Origin of the sequence: Candidatus Nanopelagicus hibericus (assembly GCF_002288005.1) — a bacterium.
GTDB classification, from domain to species: domain Bacteria; phylum Actinomycetota; class Actinomycetes; order Nanopelagicales; family Nanopelagicaceae; genus Nanopelagicus; species Nanopelagicus hibericus.
In genome coordinates this window covers 576,306-590,249 of the sequence record NZ_CP016771.1, presented here as the reverse complement: position 1 = coordinate 590,249, position 13,944 = coordinate 576,306, and the positions used below count along the sequence as shown (strand labels likewise).

Sequence of the window (13,944 nt, the reverse complement as noted above, 5' to 3'; positions counted from 1 at the left end):
CCGTCTTGACTCTTTGTTTTGGTAGAGTTTATCAGTGAATAAGGCTTCAGATAGCGAAAATCCATTAAATAAGCTGTTACAGATGCTTCGTCCTTCGCGCACCATTCCAAATACTCCCTGGCGCGCTGATTCAACTTGGTCAATCGGTGCTGGCAGACACCATTTAGAAAGAATTTTTATTCTGATTTTTGGTTTGTCTATATTTGGTCTTGGAGATTCACTACTAATAATCACTGGAATCGGTAATGCACCTTGGTCAGTATTAGCTCAAGGAATATCACTGAATACACCGCTTAGTATCGGTGCAGCAACTTTTTTTATTTCTTTGACTGTATTAGCTCTTTGGATTCCACTTAAACAACGGCCAGGGCTCGGCACGGTAGCAAATATAATTGTTATTTCAGTTGCGATTGAAATCGGTCTCGCTTTTATACCAGAGGTTAATGACTTATATTTAAAATTCTTATATATATTTTTTGGAATCGCACTAGTTGGTGTTGGTTCTGCTTTGTACATTACTTGTGGATTAGGAACTGGTCCAAGAGATGGATTAATGACCGGACTACACTATAAAACTGGGGTACGAGTTGGCAGGGTGAGGCTTGGAATTGAGCTAATTGCTCTGAGTATTGGCGCCCTCCTCGGGGGCACCGTAGGCATTGGGACCGCCTTATTTGCACTCCTGATCGGGCAATCGGTAGCCATTTCTCTAGGTGTCGTTGAGCGTCTTACCACCAGGTAGCCAATAGGTTTCTCCTATCCCCCTCGGCTTGTCAGACCGCATCTGACAACATGTCGAAAACACCATGTTAAAAAAACAGAAGGGTCTATTCCATGCTTGATAGCTTCTTTAAAATCAGTCAGCGTGGCTCAACCGTAGCTCAAGAAGTTCGTGGCGGAGTCGTCACATTCTTCACAATGGCCTACATCGTTGCGCTCAATCCACTCATCATCGGTCTTGCTAAAGATGCTGATGGAAAATATATTGGCGGAGGCGATGCTCCTAATCTTGCATTAGTTGCTGCTGCTACCGCACTCATTGCCGGCGTTATGACCATTTTGATGGGCGTAGTCGCTAACTTTCCATTAGCCATAGCAACCGGATTAGGTTTAAACACCTTTGTTGCTGTTGGTATCGCCTCAAAAATGACCTGGGCAGATGCCATGGGACTTGTTGTCCTAGAAGGCTTAATCATTCTAATTTTGGTACTAACTGGATTCCGTACTGCGGTATTCAAGGCTGTGCCAACCCAATTGAAGATCGCAATCTCAGTAGGCATCGGTCTTTTCATTGCACTTATCGGTTTAGTTGATGCAGGATTCGTTCGCCGTACTGGCTCCGGACCTGTTCCGGTAACTCTTGGCGATAATGGAAACCTTGTTGGTTGGCCAATTATCGTTTTTGCGTTCGGTCTCTTCCTAACCATTGCATTACAAGTAAAGAAGGTTAAAGCAGCAATTCTGATTGGAATTGTGACTTCAACCGCCCTTGCTGTTGCTATTGAATCTGCATTCAAAATTGGTCCATTATTTAATGGCGCAACTGGAGCAGTAAATCCAAAAGGTTGGAATCTAAATGTTCCAGCTATGCCAGAGGCAATTGCTGCAACACCTAAATTTGATATCCTTGGTGATTTCAACTTGCTAGGTGGATTTGATCGCATCTCATTAGTCGCAGCCGTTCTGCTTGTTTTCACGCTTTTACTAGCAGATTTCTTTGACACCATGGGAACGATGACCGCAATTGGTAAGCAGGCTGGCTTAGTTGATAGAGATGGCAACGTTGAAGGTGCTAATCGTATTCTTCTCGTTGACTCTATTGCTGCAGCAGCAGGTGGTGCTGGTTCCGTCTCATCAAATACTTCATACATCGAATCAGCTGGTGGCGTAGGCGAGGGTGCCAGAACAGGACTTGCTTCAGTAGTAACTGGAGTTCTGTTCCTGCTAACTACATTCCTAGCTCCACTTGTAGCAATCATTCCTTACGAAGCAGCAACTCCTGCTTTGATAATTGTTGGTTTCTTAATGATGACCCAAATAAAGGGCATCGATTGGGACGACCTAGGAATAGCAATCCCCGCTTTCCTAACAATTATCCTAATGCCATTCACCTACAACATCTCCGTAGGTATTGGAGCTGGATTTGTATCCTATGTTGTAATTCGAGTTCTGCAAGGTCGTACCAAAGAAATTAGTCCATTGATGTATCTGGTCTCTGGATTATTCATGGTTTACTTCTTGCAATCTCCAATAAATATCTGGACTGCTTAAAGTTAAATCGAATAAAGGGGTGGGCCGTTTGGTCCACCCCTTTACCATTTTATCGGTGTTAAGCCTTTTTCAATTAGTCGGTTGTTAATTTTGCTAAACGGTTTCGATCCGAAAAATCCTCGATAAGCAGATAACGGACTTGGGTGAGGTGCGGTAAAGAGATCACCTTGCTTGAAATATTTGCTCATCTCTTGCGCTGTATTCCCCCACAAAAGGCCAACAACTCCCCTACTGGCCAAATACTCAACTACAGGTTGGGTAAATTTCTGCCAGCCAATTTTTGAGTGTGCTCCAGGATCACCAGGCACCACTGATAGAGACATATTTAGCAACATTACGCCTTGATTAGACCAATCAGACAAGTCACCGGTGCTTCGCTTGATACTTAAATCATTCTCCAATTCCTTAAAAATATTTTTAAGGGATGCTGGTAGTAGGCGGACATCACCGGTGGAAAAAGCCAATCCAACTGCATGTTTAGCATTCGGGTATGGATCTTGTCCCAGTATCAACACTTTTACTTGCTCTGGTGCCAACTCAAAAGCTTTAAAAATTAGCTCCTTCCTTGGCAAATAATCCTCAGTGAGTTTTTCTGAGATTTCAACCAGACTAGAGATCTCGGCAAGTATCTGCCAAGAAGGTGGAATTAATGAATAAAGGTCAACGGGCACGAGCGAAGAACCGACCACCTTCTACTGAGACAGAAATTGATATTCCATAGGCAGCGGATAAGTTGGCATTAGTAATCACTTGCTCAACCTCCCCTTGCGAAACACATAAGCCATCTTTGAGTAAAAGTGCATGGGTAGTCCCAGCTGGAATCTCCTCAATATGATGGGTAACAATTACTGTGGCCGGGGCTAATGGGTCTTTAGCAAAAACTTCAATTCGTTTTAACAAATCCTCCCGGCCACCTAGATCAAGCGATGAGGCTGGTTCATCTAGCAGCAATAATTCGGGATCCGCCATTAATGCCCGGGCTATTTGTACCCGCTTTTTTTCGCCATCACTTAGTGAGCCAAAGGTTCGAGTACCCAATTCGCGTACTCCTAGTGCAGTTAGCAACGCCATTGCCCTTGATTCATCCCATAAATCATATTTTTCCTGCCATCTACCCAACATTGCGTAGGCTGCGGTAAGGACTACATCCATAACAAGCTCATCTGCAGGTAGCTGCTCCACAAGTGCGGATGAGGTTAAACCAATTCGCGTGCGCAATTCAAAAACATCGACTCTGCCGAGAGTGGTGCCAAGTATTTTAATTTCACCGGTTGTTGGATGTATCAAAGAGGAACATATCTGCAGCAATGTGGTCTTACCAGCACCATTTGGACCAAGTACTACCCAGCGTTGACCATCTAATACTTGCCAATCAAGGGGACCAAGTATTACTCGATCTCCCCTGCGAACGCTGATATTCGATAACTCCAATATTGCGCTCATAGGAGTGAAAGATACCGCCCCTTGCGCCTACTTATGGTTAATCTGAGCCAATGCCGAATAAAAATGTCCCCAAGTTCTCTGGCTTGATTCTGGTTTCAGGTCAAGATCGTCCTGGAATAACTCAGAGGTTGATGCAGACTCTCTCTCAATTCACGATAAAGATTATCGATATTGAGCAATTAGTTATTAGAGATCGTTTGCTTTTGACCGTGCTTATTTCACTTGATCCTGATCATGCGCAGGCAATCTCCGATGATTTAGCTTTGCTCCAAGATGAGATCGGCCTAGATATCGCTGTTGATTTTGTGCAACATGATGATGCAAAAACAGGCGCTGAAACTCTTCGTGTGGTTATGGTTGGAGACGGAATAAAACCAACAGGTTTAGCATCAGTGGCTTCAGAGATTGCATCATTGGGTGGAAATATTACGGCGATAAAGCGGACGGCAACACTACCAAATATTGCTATAGAACTAGATCTAACTATTCCAAATGAATCTATTAAAAGTGTTCAAAGGGCGTTAGCAACTGTTGCTGTAAAGCATCGAATTGATTTGGCAGTTGAGCCTGGAGGATTGTCGCGTGCCGCAAAACGAATAATTCTGCTGGATATGGATTCCACATTGATTCAGCAAGAGGTGATTGATCTTTTGGCACAACATGCTGGAAAAGCAGAAGTTGTCTCACAGATAACTACTAAAGCGATGACTGGTGAATTGGATTTCACTCAAGCTCTGGTGCAGCGAGTCCAATTACTAGCAGGGCTTGATTCAACGGTACTTGAAAAGGTTCGCCAAGAAATCACTCTTACTCCTGGAGCAGAACGATTAATCGAGAGACTACATGAGCAAGGACATAAAGTTGGCGTGGTTTCAGGTGGATTTATAAATGTCATTGAACCATTGCTAAAGTCTTTGAAGCTAGATTTTTATCGAGCAAATATCCTTGAAATCAAAGGTGGCAAACTTACTGGAGCAGTAATTGGTCAGGTTGTCGATCGTAAAGCCAAAGCGGACGCACTTTCTGAGTTTGCTAAATCAGAAAATGTCTCAATGAATCAAACCGTTGCTGTAGGCGATGGAGCGAATGATCTGGATATGATCGAGTCTGCTGGACTAGGGGTAGCATTTAATGCCAAACCGAAGGTAGCAGCCGCAGCTGCGACAACAATAAGCAATAATGATCTTTCTACGCTCTTGCTGCTGATGGGGATAAGTAGTTAGCCAGAGAAGTTAGTTTGAGCTTTTTCACGTAGTTGCTCAACCATACCCGCAGGATCCGAAGATTTGTAAACAGCGCTGCCGGCAACAAAACAGTTTGCACCGGCCGAAGCTGCTTCTGCAATAGTCTCCAGAGAAACCCCACCATCAATCTGCAATAACGGTTTTGAATCCAGCATTTGTTCAATACGTTTACGAGCCATAGCCACTTTAGGTATCTGATCATGCATGAATGATTGACCACCAAAACCAGGTTCCACAGTCATTATCAACAACATATCAATCATTTCAATGAATGGTTCGACCTCTGAAAATTTGGTCGCGGGCTTGATTGCAATACCTACCTTTACGCCATTGGACTTGATATCTTCAATAGTACGCAAGACATTTTGAGCTGCTTCCAAATGAAAGGTGACAGAACTACAACCATTTTGAGCATATTTAGGCGCAATAGAATCTGGGTCCTCAATCATCAAATGCGCATCAACTGGCAACTTTGAAAATCCAATAATTTCAAACGCACGCTTTATGTCAAAGGTGAAGTTCGGGACAAACTTGTTATCCATAATATCTAGGTGAAGCAAGTCAGCAACAGCTGATATCTTTCCAATTTCTTTTTCCAAATCATCAAAATTGGCGTTCAAAATACTTGGTGCGATAAAAACTTTGTTAGCCATATTGGTCCTTATCCGACTTTTTCAAACATTGCCATGAACATAGCATCGCTCTGATTATGGTGGGTCCAAAGCTGGACGGTGCCATCAGATAAAACTCCTTCTTTATGTGCTAATTCCAGCTTGCCCATAGGCAACATCTTCATATCAGAATGAGCTGATAGGAAATCGATCACTTGCCCTTTAGTTTCAGCTAAATGTGGTGAGCATGTTACATAGGCGATAACGCCATTGGGTGACAACAGTTGATAAGCGCTGGCCAGTAATTGTTTTTGTAGTAGCACCAGCTCCTTTAGATCTTGCAACGATTTGCGCCACCGAGCCTCTGGTCGCCTGCGAAGCGCACCTAATCCGGTGCAGGGAGCATCTATTAAAATTCGATCAAATTTTTGATTAAAATTATTGGCTACGGTGGCATCAAATGAGACAACCTGCTGATTATTGACCACCCGTTTTACCAGTTCGGCGCGGTGAGAGGTGGGCTCGTTAGCTAAAAAGGTTGCAGATTTATCCATGCTTAAAAGAGAATTAAAAAGATAAGCAGCTTTTCCTCCTGGCCCAGCGCACATATCAAGCCATGATAAACCGGGCTTAAAGGATGCTAAGAAATTCTCTACAACCAGTTGAGAGCCACGATCTTGCACTCCAGCTCGACGTTCAACAATTGGCGAAAAATCCATTGGAATCCCTGGAAGATTCACTCCATTAACAAATCCAGGTATTGGAGTTGCACCGAGAGTGAGAAGTTCATCTGTACTCGATTTTCCCGGCCAGGCTACAACATCGGGAGTTGCCGGATTGTTGTTTGCTGCAAGAAAAAGTTCTACCTCTGCCCAATCCTTCATCTGATCAAAAAAAGAGGAAATTATCCATTCAGGGTGACTATATTGAATTGACAATCTGCGCAAAGTTGTAAAATCTTTAATTTCTAAAAGATCATTTGAGTTTGCAGATACCTTACGCAGGATAGCATTTACATAGGAAGCTTTTGATTCACCTGCTACTAATTTAGCTACTTCAACGGTTTCTGAAACTGCAGCGTGATCTGCAACCCGCATCTGGGTTATTTGGTGTATACCCATTCGCAAAAGATCAACAATTTTTTCATCTAACTCGGCAAAAGTTCTATCTATGAATTTTGACGCAATGTAATCATGCCGTGCTTGCATCCGTAAGGTGCCATATGCCAATTCTGTCGTGAAGGCTCTATCGGCTAGATTCATTTTCGTCTTAAGCAACAATTCAGGAAGCCTTAAATTTGCATAGGCACCTTGGCGATTTACCTGGGTAATTAGCTCATATGCAACCAGCCTCGAGGGAGCTGGATTAGGCTTAGCCAAGAGTTAATCCACTCTTCTGTGGTAATCCACGCACAAACTCGGCAGCACTCATCTGATTTCGACCTGCTGGAGTTAAACGTTCAATTTCAATAACACCATTCTTAGCCCCAACAAGCATCTTCTCTTGATGAATTAGTAGTTCACCAGGCTTGATTACATGCGAGGTGTATGAGATTCGCATTGCATCTATCTTAATCCGCGTCTGCCCTAGGTTGCTCCATACTCCAGGATTTTGTGACAATGCTCGATAGCGATTAAAAAGAGTGCCTACCTCGAGATTCCAATTCAACTTTCCATCCTCTTTACTAAATTTAGGCGCGAAAGTCACGCCAACTAGTTCTTGAGGAGTAGGAACCACTCCCTGCTCGACAAGTTTGATCGCATCAAAAGCAAGCTTTGCACCAATAACACTCATAAGCTCCAGCAAACTATCCGTAGAGTCCGAATCAGAGATATTCACCGATTCTTTTAAATAGATTGGACCAGAATCCATACCTCTGTCTAATTTAAAAATAGTAATACCGGTCAATTTCTCGCCATGAAGAATTGAATGTTGCACTGGCGCAGCGCCACGCCATTTGGGCAATAGCGAAAAATGAACATTTAACCAGCCATATTTTGTCACCTGTAACAACTCCTCAGGAATTAAGTGGCCATAAGCGATGGTGATTGCCAGATCTGCTCCCCCATCAGAAACCATCTGCGATAACTCTTTTGTATTTTCTGGTTTAAATACCTTCAACTTTTTTTCTTGACACCAGGCGGCCAACTCATTTGGCTCAAGTAATTGGCCTCGGCCAGTTGCTTTATCAGGGTTGGTTATTACTGCAGACAACTGGTGTTTTGTAGAGCCCTCTAACTCTAAAATAATTGGAATTGCAACCCGAGAAGATGACGCAATGATTATCTTCAACTCTTACAAACCCAGTCCAAAAGTGGAATGAGGTGAAATTTTAATATTCGGTAGTTGTCCATTTGCCGACGCAAGTCCAAACCATTCCGATTCTCGAATTTCCTTCATAGCAATTTTACGCTGTTGCGATGTCATTCGATCAATAAATAGGACACCATCAAGATGATCCGTCTCATGTTGCAAGCATCTGGCGAGCAACTCGGTTCCTTCGATAATCACTGGTTCACCATGCATATTAAACCCTTTTGCAACAACCTTGAATGCGCGAGGAGTTTCATAAACAAGATTTGGAAATGAAAGACACCCCTCTTCTCCTTCTTGCATCTCACTACCTAGATCCAGTGATGGATTAATCAGATGACCTAGCTCGTCATTAATATCCCAAACAAACACCCTTAAAGGCACGCCAATTTGTGGAGCTGCTAAACCGGCACCAGGGGCTGCTTGCATAGTTTCGGTCAGATCGGCAACCAACTGACGAAGTTCTTTGTCAAAATCGATAACGACAGATGCTGGTGTGACCAAAACTGGGTCTCCAAATAATCTAATTGGTTGTATAGCCATAAGGCAATGATACTTTAAGTACTAAAGGTTATAGATCAAATGGATCGAACCTAATATTGAAGATTTTTCTCCCCTTAACTCCCTGGATCTTCGTAATGTCATCTAATAGGTCCACCAACATCGATCCCTGTTGCAAAGTAGCACGTATCAGAAGTTTGCTCTGCATCCCATTAATAGATGTAGGTCCGGTAACTTCAAAACTATAACTATTTTTCAAGTTTTCAGAAAACTTCGAAATTTCCAATTTTTCTCCGATCACTACCGCGATTCTGTAGAAAGGAGGCAACTTGGCTTTCTCTCTATTGATTAAATCTTCTGATACGCCATGCCTTGATTGACCCCGCAATATTGCCTGAACTGCTGGATGATGGTTTGGTAACGAAAGAAAAACCTCGGAGCTTGGTTTTGCTTTGCTTAATAAATTAAACCAAGAGAATTTTGCCATCTCCTCAGCCCTAAGGGAAGGACGATTGAATATCTTTTCACCATCTAACATCACAACTGCTGCAAATGTTTCATTTGGTTCAGACCCAGCAGTAGCAATTACTACATGGTTGCCCTTAGGCAAATTTCTTAATTGTTTGTTACCTGAAGATACCAGAATGGATTTCTTGGGTAAGGCTCTACCAATCTCCTCTGCAGTTCTGTCGATGCCTCTGGCAATTACAAACGGCCTAGAGTCCCCACAATAAATACATTGCCAATTCTTGTAAATTTTTTGACAAAGATAGCAGCTAGGAATCCTAGGTTGAGCAGCGATTTGCAATTTACCTCCACATTCACAATTCGCGGTATTACGACATTTGGTACATAGAAAAAGATTTGCATAGCCTTTCTCAGATACAGATACCAGCACATTGCCCTGATCTAAACCCTTCTTAATTGTGAGAATGGAAGAATGGTTATCATTGGCACTTACAATCTTGATAGCGGATTTATTCTCGTATATTTTGCTTTCCAGCCAACCAATCTCAACTAATCTAGCTATCTCCAAAGAATGCGAGACCGAGGCGAAAACTATAGAGGTGCTACTGTCTCGGAGTAGGCAAACATCCCTGGTATTCCATCCGGGTGCGTGCTGTTCATAGTGTGATTCATCCAAATCTGACAAAACTATTACAGTTGAGTTTGATTCCAATTCGGTAAAAGCGCCACTTCTTGAAGCAATTATCACTCTCTTGGATTGAAAAGCAGCTTTCAGATAATTTCGATATCGGAGATTTTTACTTAAATGCGATCCAAGTTCAATCACCTCATCTCCAAAATACTTGGATAACTGCGCTAAATAATTGGTCAAATCTTTTTCATCTGGAACGATCAATAGCACTTGATTGATTTGAGCTCGAACCTTAATAAATTCAGTTAGGAACAGTTCAGGCTTGATGCCGATTGGAAAACTTAGCGCCCATTTGATTTTTTTGGAATTTCGTATTTGATCGTAATCTGCGCGACCAACTAACTCCCTCAGTCTTGGTGAATCGTATTCGGGGAAATTAATGGAAGATGCTGAACTCCGTTGAAAACTCTCTTCTTTAATAACTCTTGCCGGGATAGCTGACTTAATGATATTCCAAATGCCACCTCCAAATCGATCTCTCACCGCTTCAATATGTTTGATTACACTCAGGCTCACTAAACCACTCGGTGAATTCAATCTTGTAATAGTTTTCATGTTTTTCTGCTTATCACTACTCTTTTTTCGCGCGACAATCAATCCCTCAGTGGTGGTGTTGCCAAATTCAACTATTGCCTTTGTCCCAATAGTTGCAGAGGCGTGAAGTGATTCTGGTACAAGATAATCGTAAACACCTTCTAAGTGCGAAACTGGAGTATCTACTAGGACTGCAGCAATCGGCAATTCTTGTGCGACTGAAAGATCTTGCCTAACTACTTTTGGAGAGCTTTGTCGCTTTAGTTTAAGTGGAGCGGCCACTGATTACTTAACTAACGCCTTAAGTGCGGCAGCACGATCAGTTTTTTCCCAAGTGAAATCCGGTAATTCACGACCAAAATGACCATAAGCAGCAGTTTTACCGTAAATGGGGCGCAGTAAATTTAAATCACGAATTATCGCTGCCGGACGCAAATCAAATACCTCTTTCACCGCATTTGCGATTTTTGCTAAATCAAATTTTTCAGTACCAAAGGTTTCTACAAATAATCCCACCGGTTGCGCCTTACCTATGGCATATGCAACCTGTACTTCACATCTATCTGCAAGACCAGCAGCAACTACATTTTTTGCCACCCAACGCATTGCATAAGCAGCTGAACGATCCACTTTTGAGGGATCTTTACCAGAAAAAGCGCCACCGCCGTGCCTGGCCATTCCCCCATATGTATCCACAATTATCTTTCGGCCTGTTAAACCAGCATCTCCCATTGGTCCACCAATTACAAATCGCCCAGTTGGATTAATCAGTAATTTCACCGATGAAATATCTATTGATAAATCTTTAATAATTGGATCAATCACAAACTTTTTAATTTCGGGAGCTAACTTCTTTTCTAAATCAATTTCAGGAGCGTGTTGGGATGAAATAACTACCGTGTTTAACCCCACCGCCTTATCCCCCTGATATTCGATAGTCACCTGTGTTTTTCCATCTGGGCGAAGATATGGCAATGTGCCGTCTTTTCTAACTTTTGTAAGTTGTTGAGCTAATTTATGAGCTAAGGAAATTGGTAATGGCATTAGTTCCGGAGTCTCGTTAGATGCATAGCCGAACATCAATCCTTGATCACCGGCTCCTTGTAGATCTAAAGGATCGGCTGAGGCTGAAACCCGACTTTCAAACGCATCATCAACACCTTGAGCTATATCCTGAGATTGCTGACCAATCGATATAGATACGCCACAACTATTCCCGTCGAAACCTTTATCTGATGAGTCATATCCAATTTCTAAAACCGTATCTCGAACGATACTCATGACATCTGCGTAACCATTGGTTGTAACCTCCCCAGCAACATGTACCTGTCCAGTGGTTATTAAAGTCTCAACAGCAACACGACTTTTCGCATCTTGCGATAAAAGGGAATCCAAAATTGCGTCTGAAATTTGATCTGCAATCTTGTCTGGATGTCCTTCAGTGACTGATTCGGAGGTAAATAATCTATTCTTCATTGGATTAACCTAACTTATGTACTAATTGGTCAAGCAATATATCAGCGAGCGTGTCCTTACTTATTTCTGGAACTTTAATCACGTTGCTGAACTTGTCAATGATAATTCCTTTTGTCTTTTCCTGCCCAAAAATGGCCCCATCCGAGACATCATTTACATATATCAAATCCAAATTCTTACTGCTTAATTTTTCATGACCACTTTTTTGCAGTGCATCCAAGCTGGTGAACGTCTCAGCAGCGAATCCCACTACAACCTGTCCTGAGCGTTTGATTTGAGCGAGTGATTTCAAGATATCAGGGTTCTTTGCCAACTCAACTTTGTCCAGTGCTTCTTTCCTGATTTTGCCTTCTGAATAATTTAATACTTTGGCATCGGCAACCGCTGCGCTCATTATCAATGCATCACAATGTGGAAATTCCAGATTTAAAATTGCTGCCATTTCTTCAGCGGTTTCACATACTGTGGTAGTGATTCCATCAATATTTGGTAGATCTGAGTTAGCGATAACCAAATGCACCTGCGCACCCCTACTAGCCGCTGCCATGGCCAGTGCAAAGCCCTGTTTGCCAGATGATCGATTACCAATAAATCGAATCGGATCAATTGGTTCTCGAGTGCCGCCTGCGGTAATTAATATCTTTTTTCCAATAAGATCAGCAGTTTGGACACTAACCTTGTCTATCTCAGTAATTATTCTTCCAGTCTCTGGGTAACGACCTACTCCAACATCAGATCCAGTCATACGTCCTTCATCAGGATCTATTACAACAAATCCCCGTTTTCGCAAGATTTCAACATTCTCTACCGTTGCCGAATTTAGCCACATCTCAGTGTGCATCGCTGGTACTAAAATCTTTGGCGCTGTTGATGCCAACACAATATTTGTCAGTAAATCATCAGCTCTACCAGATGCCAGTTTGGCAATAAGGTCTGCAGTTGCTGGGGCTATAATAATAAGATCATTGGCTTTTGCCATTGAAATATGTGGTACAGATTCGACTTCACTCCATAAATCTGTAAGAACTTTGCGGCCAGAGAGTGCCTCCCAGGTGGCTTTACCAACAAAATTTAAACTAGCACTAGTTGGCACTACATCGACTACGAACCCTTGTTCTTGCAAGCGGCGTAATAAGTCACAGGATTTATAAGCAGAAATTCCACCAGCTACACCTAGTAGAAGTTTTCGACCACGGGGAAACATGGTAATTAATTAGCCAGCTGTAGGAGTTTGCTTTGGTTCTAAATTCTCAATAGTAAGCAAGCCATCGTTGATTTCTCTTAACGCAATAGATAATGGTTTTTCATGCACATAAGTTTCGACCAGTGGCCCCACATATTCCAATAATCCCTCACCAAGTTGTGAATAGTATGCATTAATTTGGCGGGCTCGCTTAGCTGCATAAAGTACCAAGCTATATTTCGATCCAGCTTTATCTAATAACGCGTCGATTGGTGGATTAGTAATTCCATCTAGTGCTTGATTGCTCATGCGGTAATGCCCCTTTTTTCAAGAATTATTGCCTAGCGAAGGGCTAAAGATACCAGTTCCGACACAGATTGATCTACTTGGTGGTTTATTACTACATGATCAAACTCAGAGGCGGCTAATAACTCCTCTTTAGCCCGATCTAACCGAGCTTGCGTTGATTGTTCGGACTCTGTCCCTCTTTTGATTAATCTAGCCGTTAACTCCTCCCATGAGGGAGGTTTGATAAAAACCAATATCGCGTTCTTTGAATTTTTTCGCACTTGACGTGCCCCATTTAGCTCAATTTCCAAAACCACATTTTTGCCATCCATTAAAGCATCATTAACAGCTTTCTTAGGAGTTCCATATTTAGCACCAGCAAAACTAGCCCATTCTAAAAACTCATTCTTAGTAATCATCCGGTCAAAATGCTCATTGCTGACAAAATGGTAATCCACGCCATTTTGCTCACCAGATCTAATTTCTCTTGTCGTTGCTGAAACCGATATCCAAAATCGATCATCATTGCGTAATTTATTGGTGATGGTGCTTTTACCAACACCACTTGGCCCAGAGACAACCAATAGACGCCCACTTTTAGGAGAGTTCTTGATCAATAAAAACTCCTGACGTAGTAGTTCAAGTTGTCTATGCCCAACACCGCCAATTCTACGTGAATGTGAGATTCCAGTTCTATCTAAAATTACCTCCGCTCTACTCTTGCCGATGCCTGGAACCGATTGCAGTAGATCAATAAGTTTCATCCGTAAAATTGATTTGCGCTCATCTTTGAATAGATCAAAGAAGTAAATCTCACCTTTTGTAATCAATTCCTTTACTCTGGCACGCTCCTGTCGTGCTGATACTGCAGCTTCACCCGCTTTGCGTCTGGATCTGCGGCTTAGTCTTGGCGGTAACATG

Annotated in this window: 14 protein-coding genes; 3 read left to right on the top strand and 11 right to left on the bottom strand. The window is 42.4% G+C overall.

Translation table 11 applies throughout. The annotated features are described in order from the left end of the window. The first annotated feature begins 34 nt into the window (after positions 1 to 34). Entirely contained in the window at positions 35 to 742 is a 708-nt protein-coding gene (gene yczE / locus B1s21160_RS03125) for a membrane protein YczE (RefSeq protein ID WP_223297986.1), read from the top strand. Between the two features lie 92 nt (positions 743 to 834). Then, positions 835 to 2,271, top strand: coding sequence for an NCS2 family permease (locus B1s21160_RS03120; protein WP_041887989.1), 1,437 nt, complete (start codon positions 835 to 837; stop codon positions 2,269 to 2,271). Between the two features lie 41 nt (positions 2,272 to 2,312). Here B1s21160_RS03120 and B1s21160_RS03115 read toward each other — a convergent pair whose 3' ends face one another. Continuing rightward, entirely contained in the window at positions 2,313 to 2,942 is a 630-nt protein-coding gene (locus tag B1s21160_RS03115) for a uracil-DNA glycosylase (protein ID WP_095672394.1), read from the bottom strand. Continuing rightward, positions 2,932 to 3,714, bottom strand: coding sequence for an ABC transporter ATP-binding protein (locus tag B1s21160_RS03110; RefSeq protein ID WP_095672393.1), 783 nt, complete (start codon positions 3,712 to 3,714; stop codon positions 2,932 to 2,934). The genes B1s21160_RS03115 and B1s21160_RS03110 overlap by 11 nt, the downstream gene beginning before the upstream one ends. Positions 3,715 to 3,764: 50 nt before the next feature. Here B1s21160_RS03110 and serB point away from each other — a divergent pair, with 50 nt between their 5' ends. Beyond that, positions 3,765 to 4,937, top strand: a complete 1,173-nt coding sequence (serB, locus tag B1s21160_RS03105; protein WP_095672392.1) for a phosphoserine phosphatase SerB — start codon at positions 3,765 to 3,767, stop codon at positions 4,935 to 4,937. Here the strand turns inward: serB and rpe are convergent. Genes rpe through gmk form a run of 9 tightly spaced genes read right to left on the bottom strand, consistent with a single transcriptional unit; the run spans position 4,934 to position 13,943 of the window. Continuing rightward, positions 4,934 to 5,611 (bottom strand): ribulose-phosphate 3-epimerase, encoded by a 678-nt coding sequence (gene rpe / locus B1s21160_RS03100; protein ID WP_095672391.1) that lies wholly within the window; start codon positions 5,609 to 5,611, stop codon positions 4,934 to 4,936. The two genes, serB and rpe, sit on opposite strands and share 4 nt — an antisense overlap. Before the next feature lie 8 nt (positions 5,612 to 5,619). Then, positions 5,620 to 6,948 (bottom strand): RsmB/NOP family class I SAM-dependent RNA methyltransferase, encoded by a 1,329-nt coding sequence (locus tag B1s21160_RS03095; protein ID WP_095672390.1) that lies wholly within the window; start codon positions 6,946 to 6,948, stop codon positions 5,620 to 5,622. Next, on the bottom strand, positions 6,941 to 7,861 hold the full coding sequence (gene fmt, locus B1s21160_RS03090; RefSeq protein WP_095672389.1) for a methionyl-tRNA formyltransferase: 921 nt from the start codon (positions 7,859 to 7,861) through the stop codon (positions 6,941 to 6,943). Before fmt ends, B1s21160_RS03095 begins: the two co-directional genes overlap by 8 nt. Positions 7,862 to 7,864: 3 nt before the next feature. Further along, on the bottom strand, positions 7,865 to 8,425 hold the full coding sequence (def, locus tag B1s21160_RS03085; RefSeq protein ID WP_095672388.1) for a peptide deformylase: 561 nt from the start codon (positions 8,423 to 8,425) through the stop codon (positions 7,865 to 7,867). A gap of 28 nt (positions 8,426 to 8,453) precedes the next feature. Further along, positions 8,454 to 10,358, bottom strand: a complete 1,905-nt coding sequence (locus B1s21160_RS03080; RefSeq protein ID WP_095672387.1) for a primosomal protein N' family DNA-binding protein — start codon at positions 10,356 to 10,358, stop codon at positions 8,454 to 8,456. A 3-nt stretch (positions 10,359 to 10,361) separates the two neighbouring features. After that, a complete protein-coding gene (metK, locus tag B1s21160_RS03075; protein WP_095672386.1) occupies positions 10,362 to 11,552 on the bottom strand; it encodes a methionine adenosyltransferase in 1,191 nt (396 codons plus the stop codon). A 4-nt stretch (positions 11,553 to 11,556) separates the two neighbouring features. After that, positions 11,557 to 12,756, bottom strand: coding sequence for a bifunctional phosphopantothenoylcysteine decarboxylase/phosphopantothenate--cysteine ligase CoaBC (coaBC, locus tag B1s21160_RS03070; RefSeq protein ID WP_095672385.1), 1,200 nt, complete (start codon positions 12,754 to 12,756; stop codon positions 11,557 to 11,559). Between the two features lie 9 nt (positions 12,757 to 12,765). After that, positions 12,766 to 13,044 (bottom strand): DNA-directed RNA polymerase subunit omega, encoded by a 279-nt coding sequence (rpoZ, locus tag B1s21160_RS03065; RefSeq protein ID WP_095672384.1) that lies wholly within the window; start codon positions 13,042 to 13,044, stop codon positions 12,766 to 12,768. Between the two features lie 32 nt (positions 13,045 to 13,076). Beyond that, complete coding sequence (gene gmk / locus B1s21160_RS03060; protein ID WP_095672383.1) at positions 13,077 to 13,943, bottom strand: guanylate kinase; 867 nt, start codon at positions 13,941 to 13,943, stop codon at positions 13,077 to 13,079. Position 13,944: the final 1 nt, after the last annotated feature.

Coding starts and splice junctions, on each gene's coding strand:
- B1s21160_RS03120 (WP_041887989.1), top strand. CDS start 835: ATGCTTGATAGCTTCTTTAAAATCAGTCAGCGTGGCTCAACCGTAGCT.
- B1s21160_RS03110 (WP_095672393.1), bottom strand. CDS start 3,714: ATGAGCGCAATATTGGAGTTATCGAATATCAGCGTTCGCAGGGGAGAT.
- serB (WP_095672392.1), top strand. CDS start 3,765: ATGCCGAATAAAAATGTCCCCAAGTTCTCTGGCTTGATTCTGGTTTCA.
- rpe (WP_095672391.1), bottom strand. CDS start 5,611: ATGGCTAACAAAGTTTTTATCGCACCAAGTATTTTGAACGCCAATTTT.
- def (WP_095672388.1), bottom strand. CDS start 8,425: ATGGCTATACAACCAATTAGATTATTTGGAGACCCAGTTTTGGTCACA.
- metK (WP_095672386.1), bottom strand. CDS start 11,552: ATGAAGAATAGATTATTTACCTCCGAATCAGTCACTGAAGGACATCCA.
- coaBC (WP_095672385.1), bottom strand. CDS start 12,756: ATGTTTCCCCGTGGTCGAAAACTTCTACTAGGTGTAGCTGGTGGAATT.
- rpoZ (WP_095672384.1), bottom strand. CDS start 13,044: ATGAGCAATCAAGCACTAGATGGAATTACTAATCCACCAATCGACGCG.
- gmk (WP_095672383.1), bottom strand. CDS start 13,943: ATGTTACCGCCAAGACTAAGCCGCAGATCCAGACGCAAAGCGGGTGAA.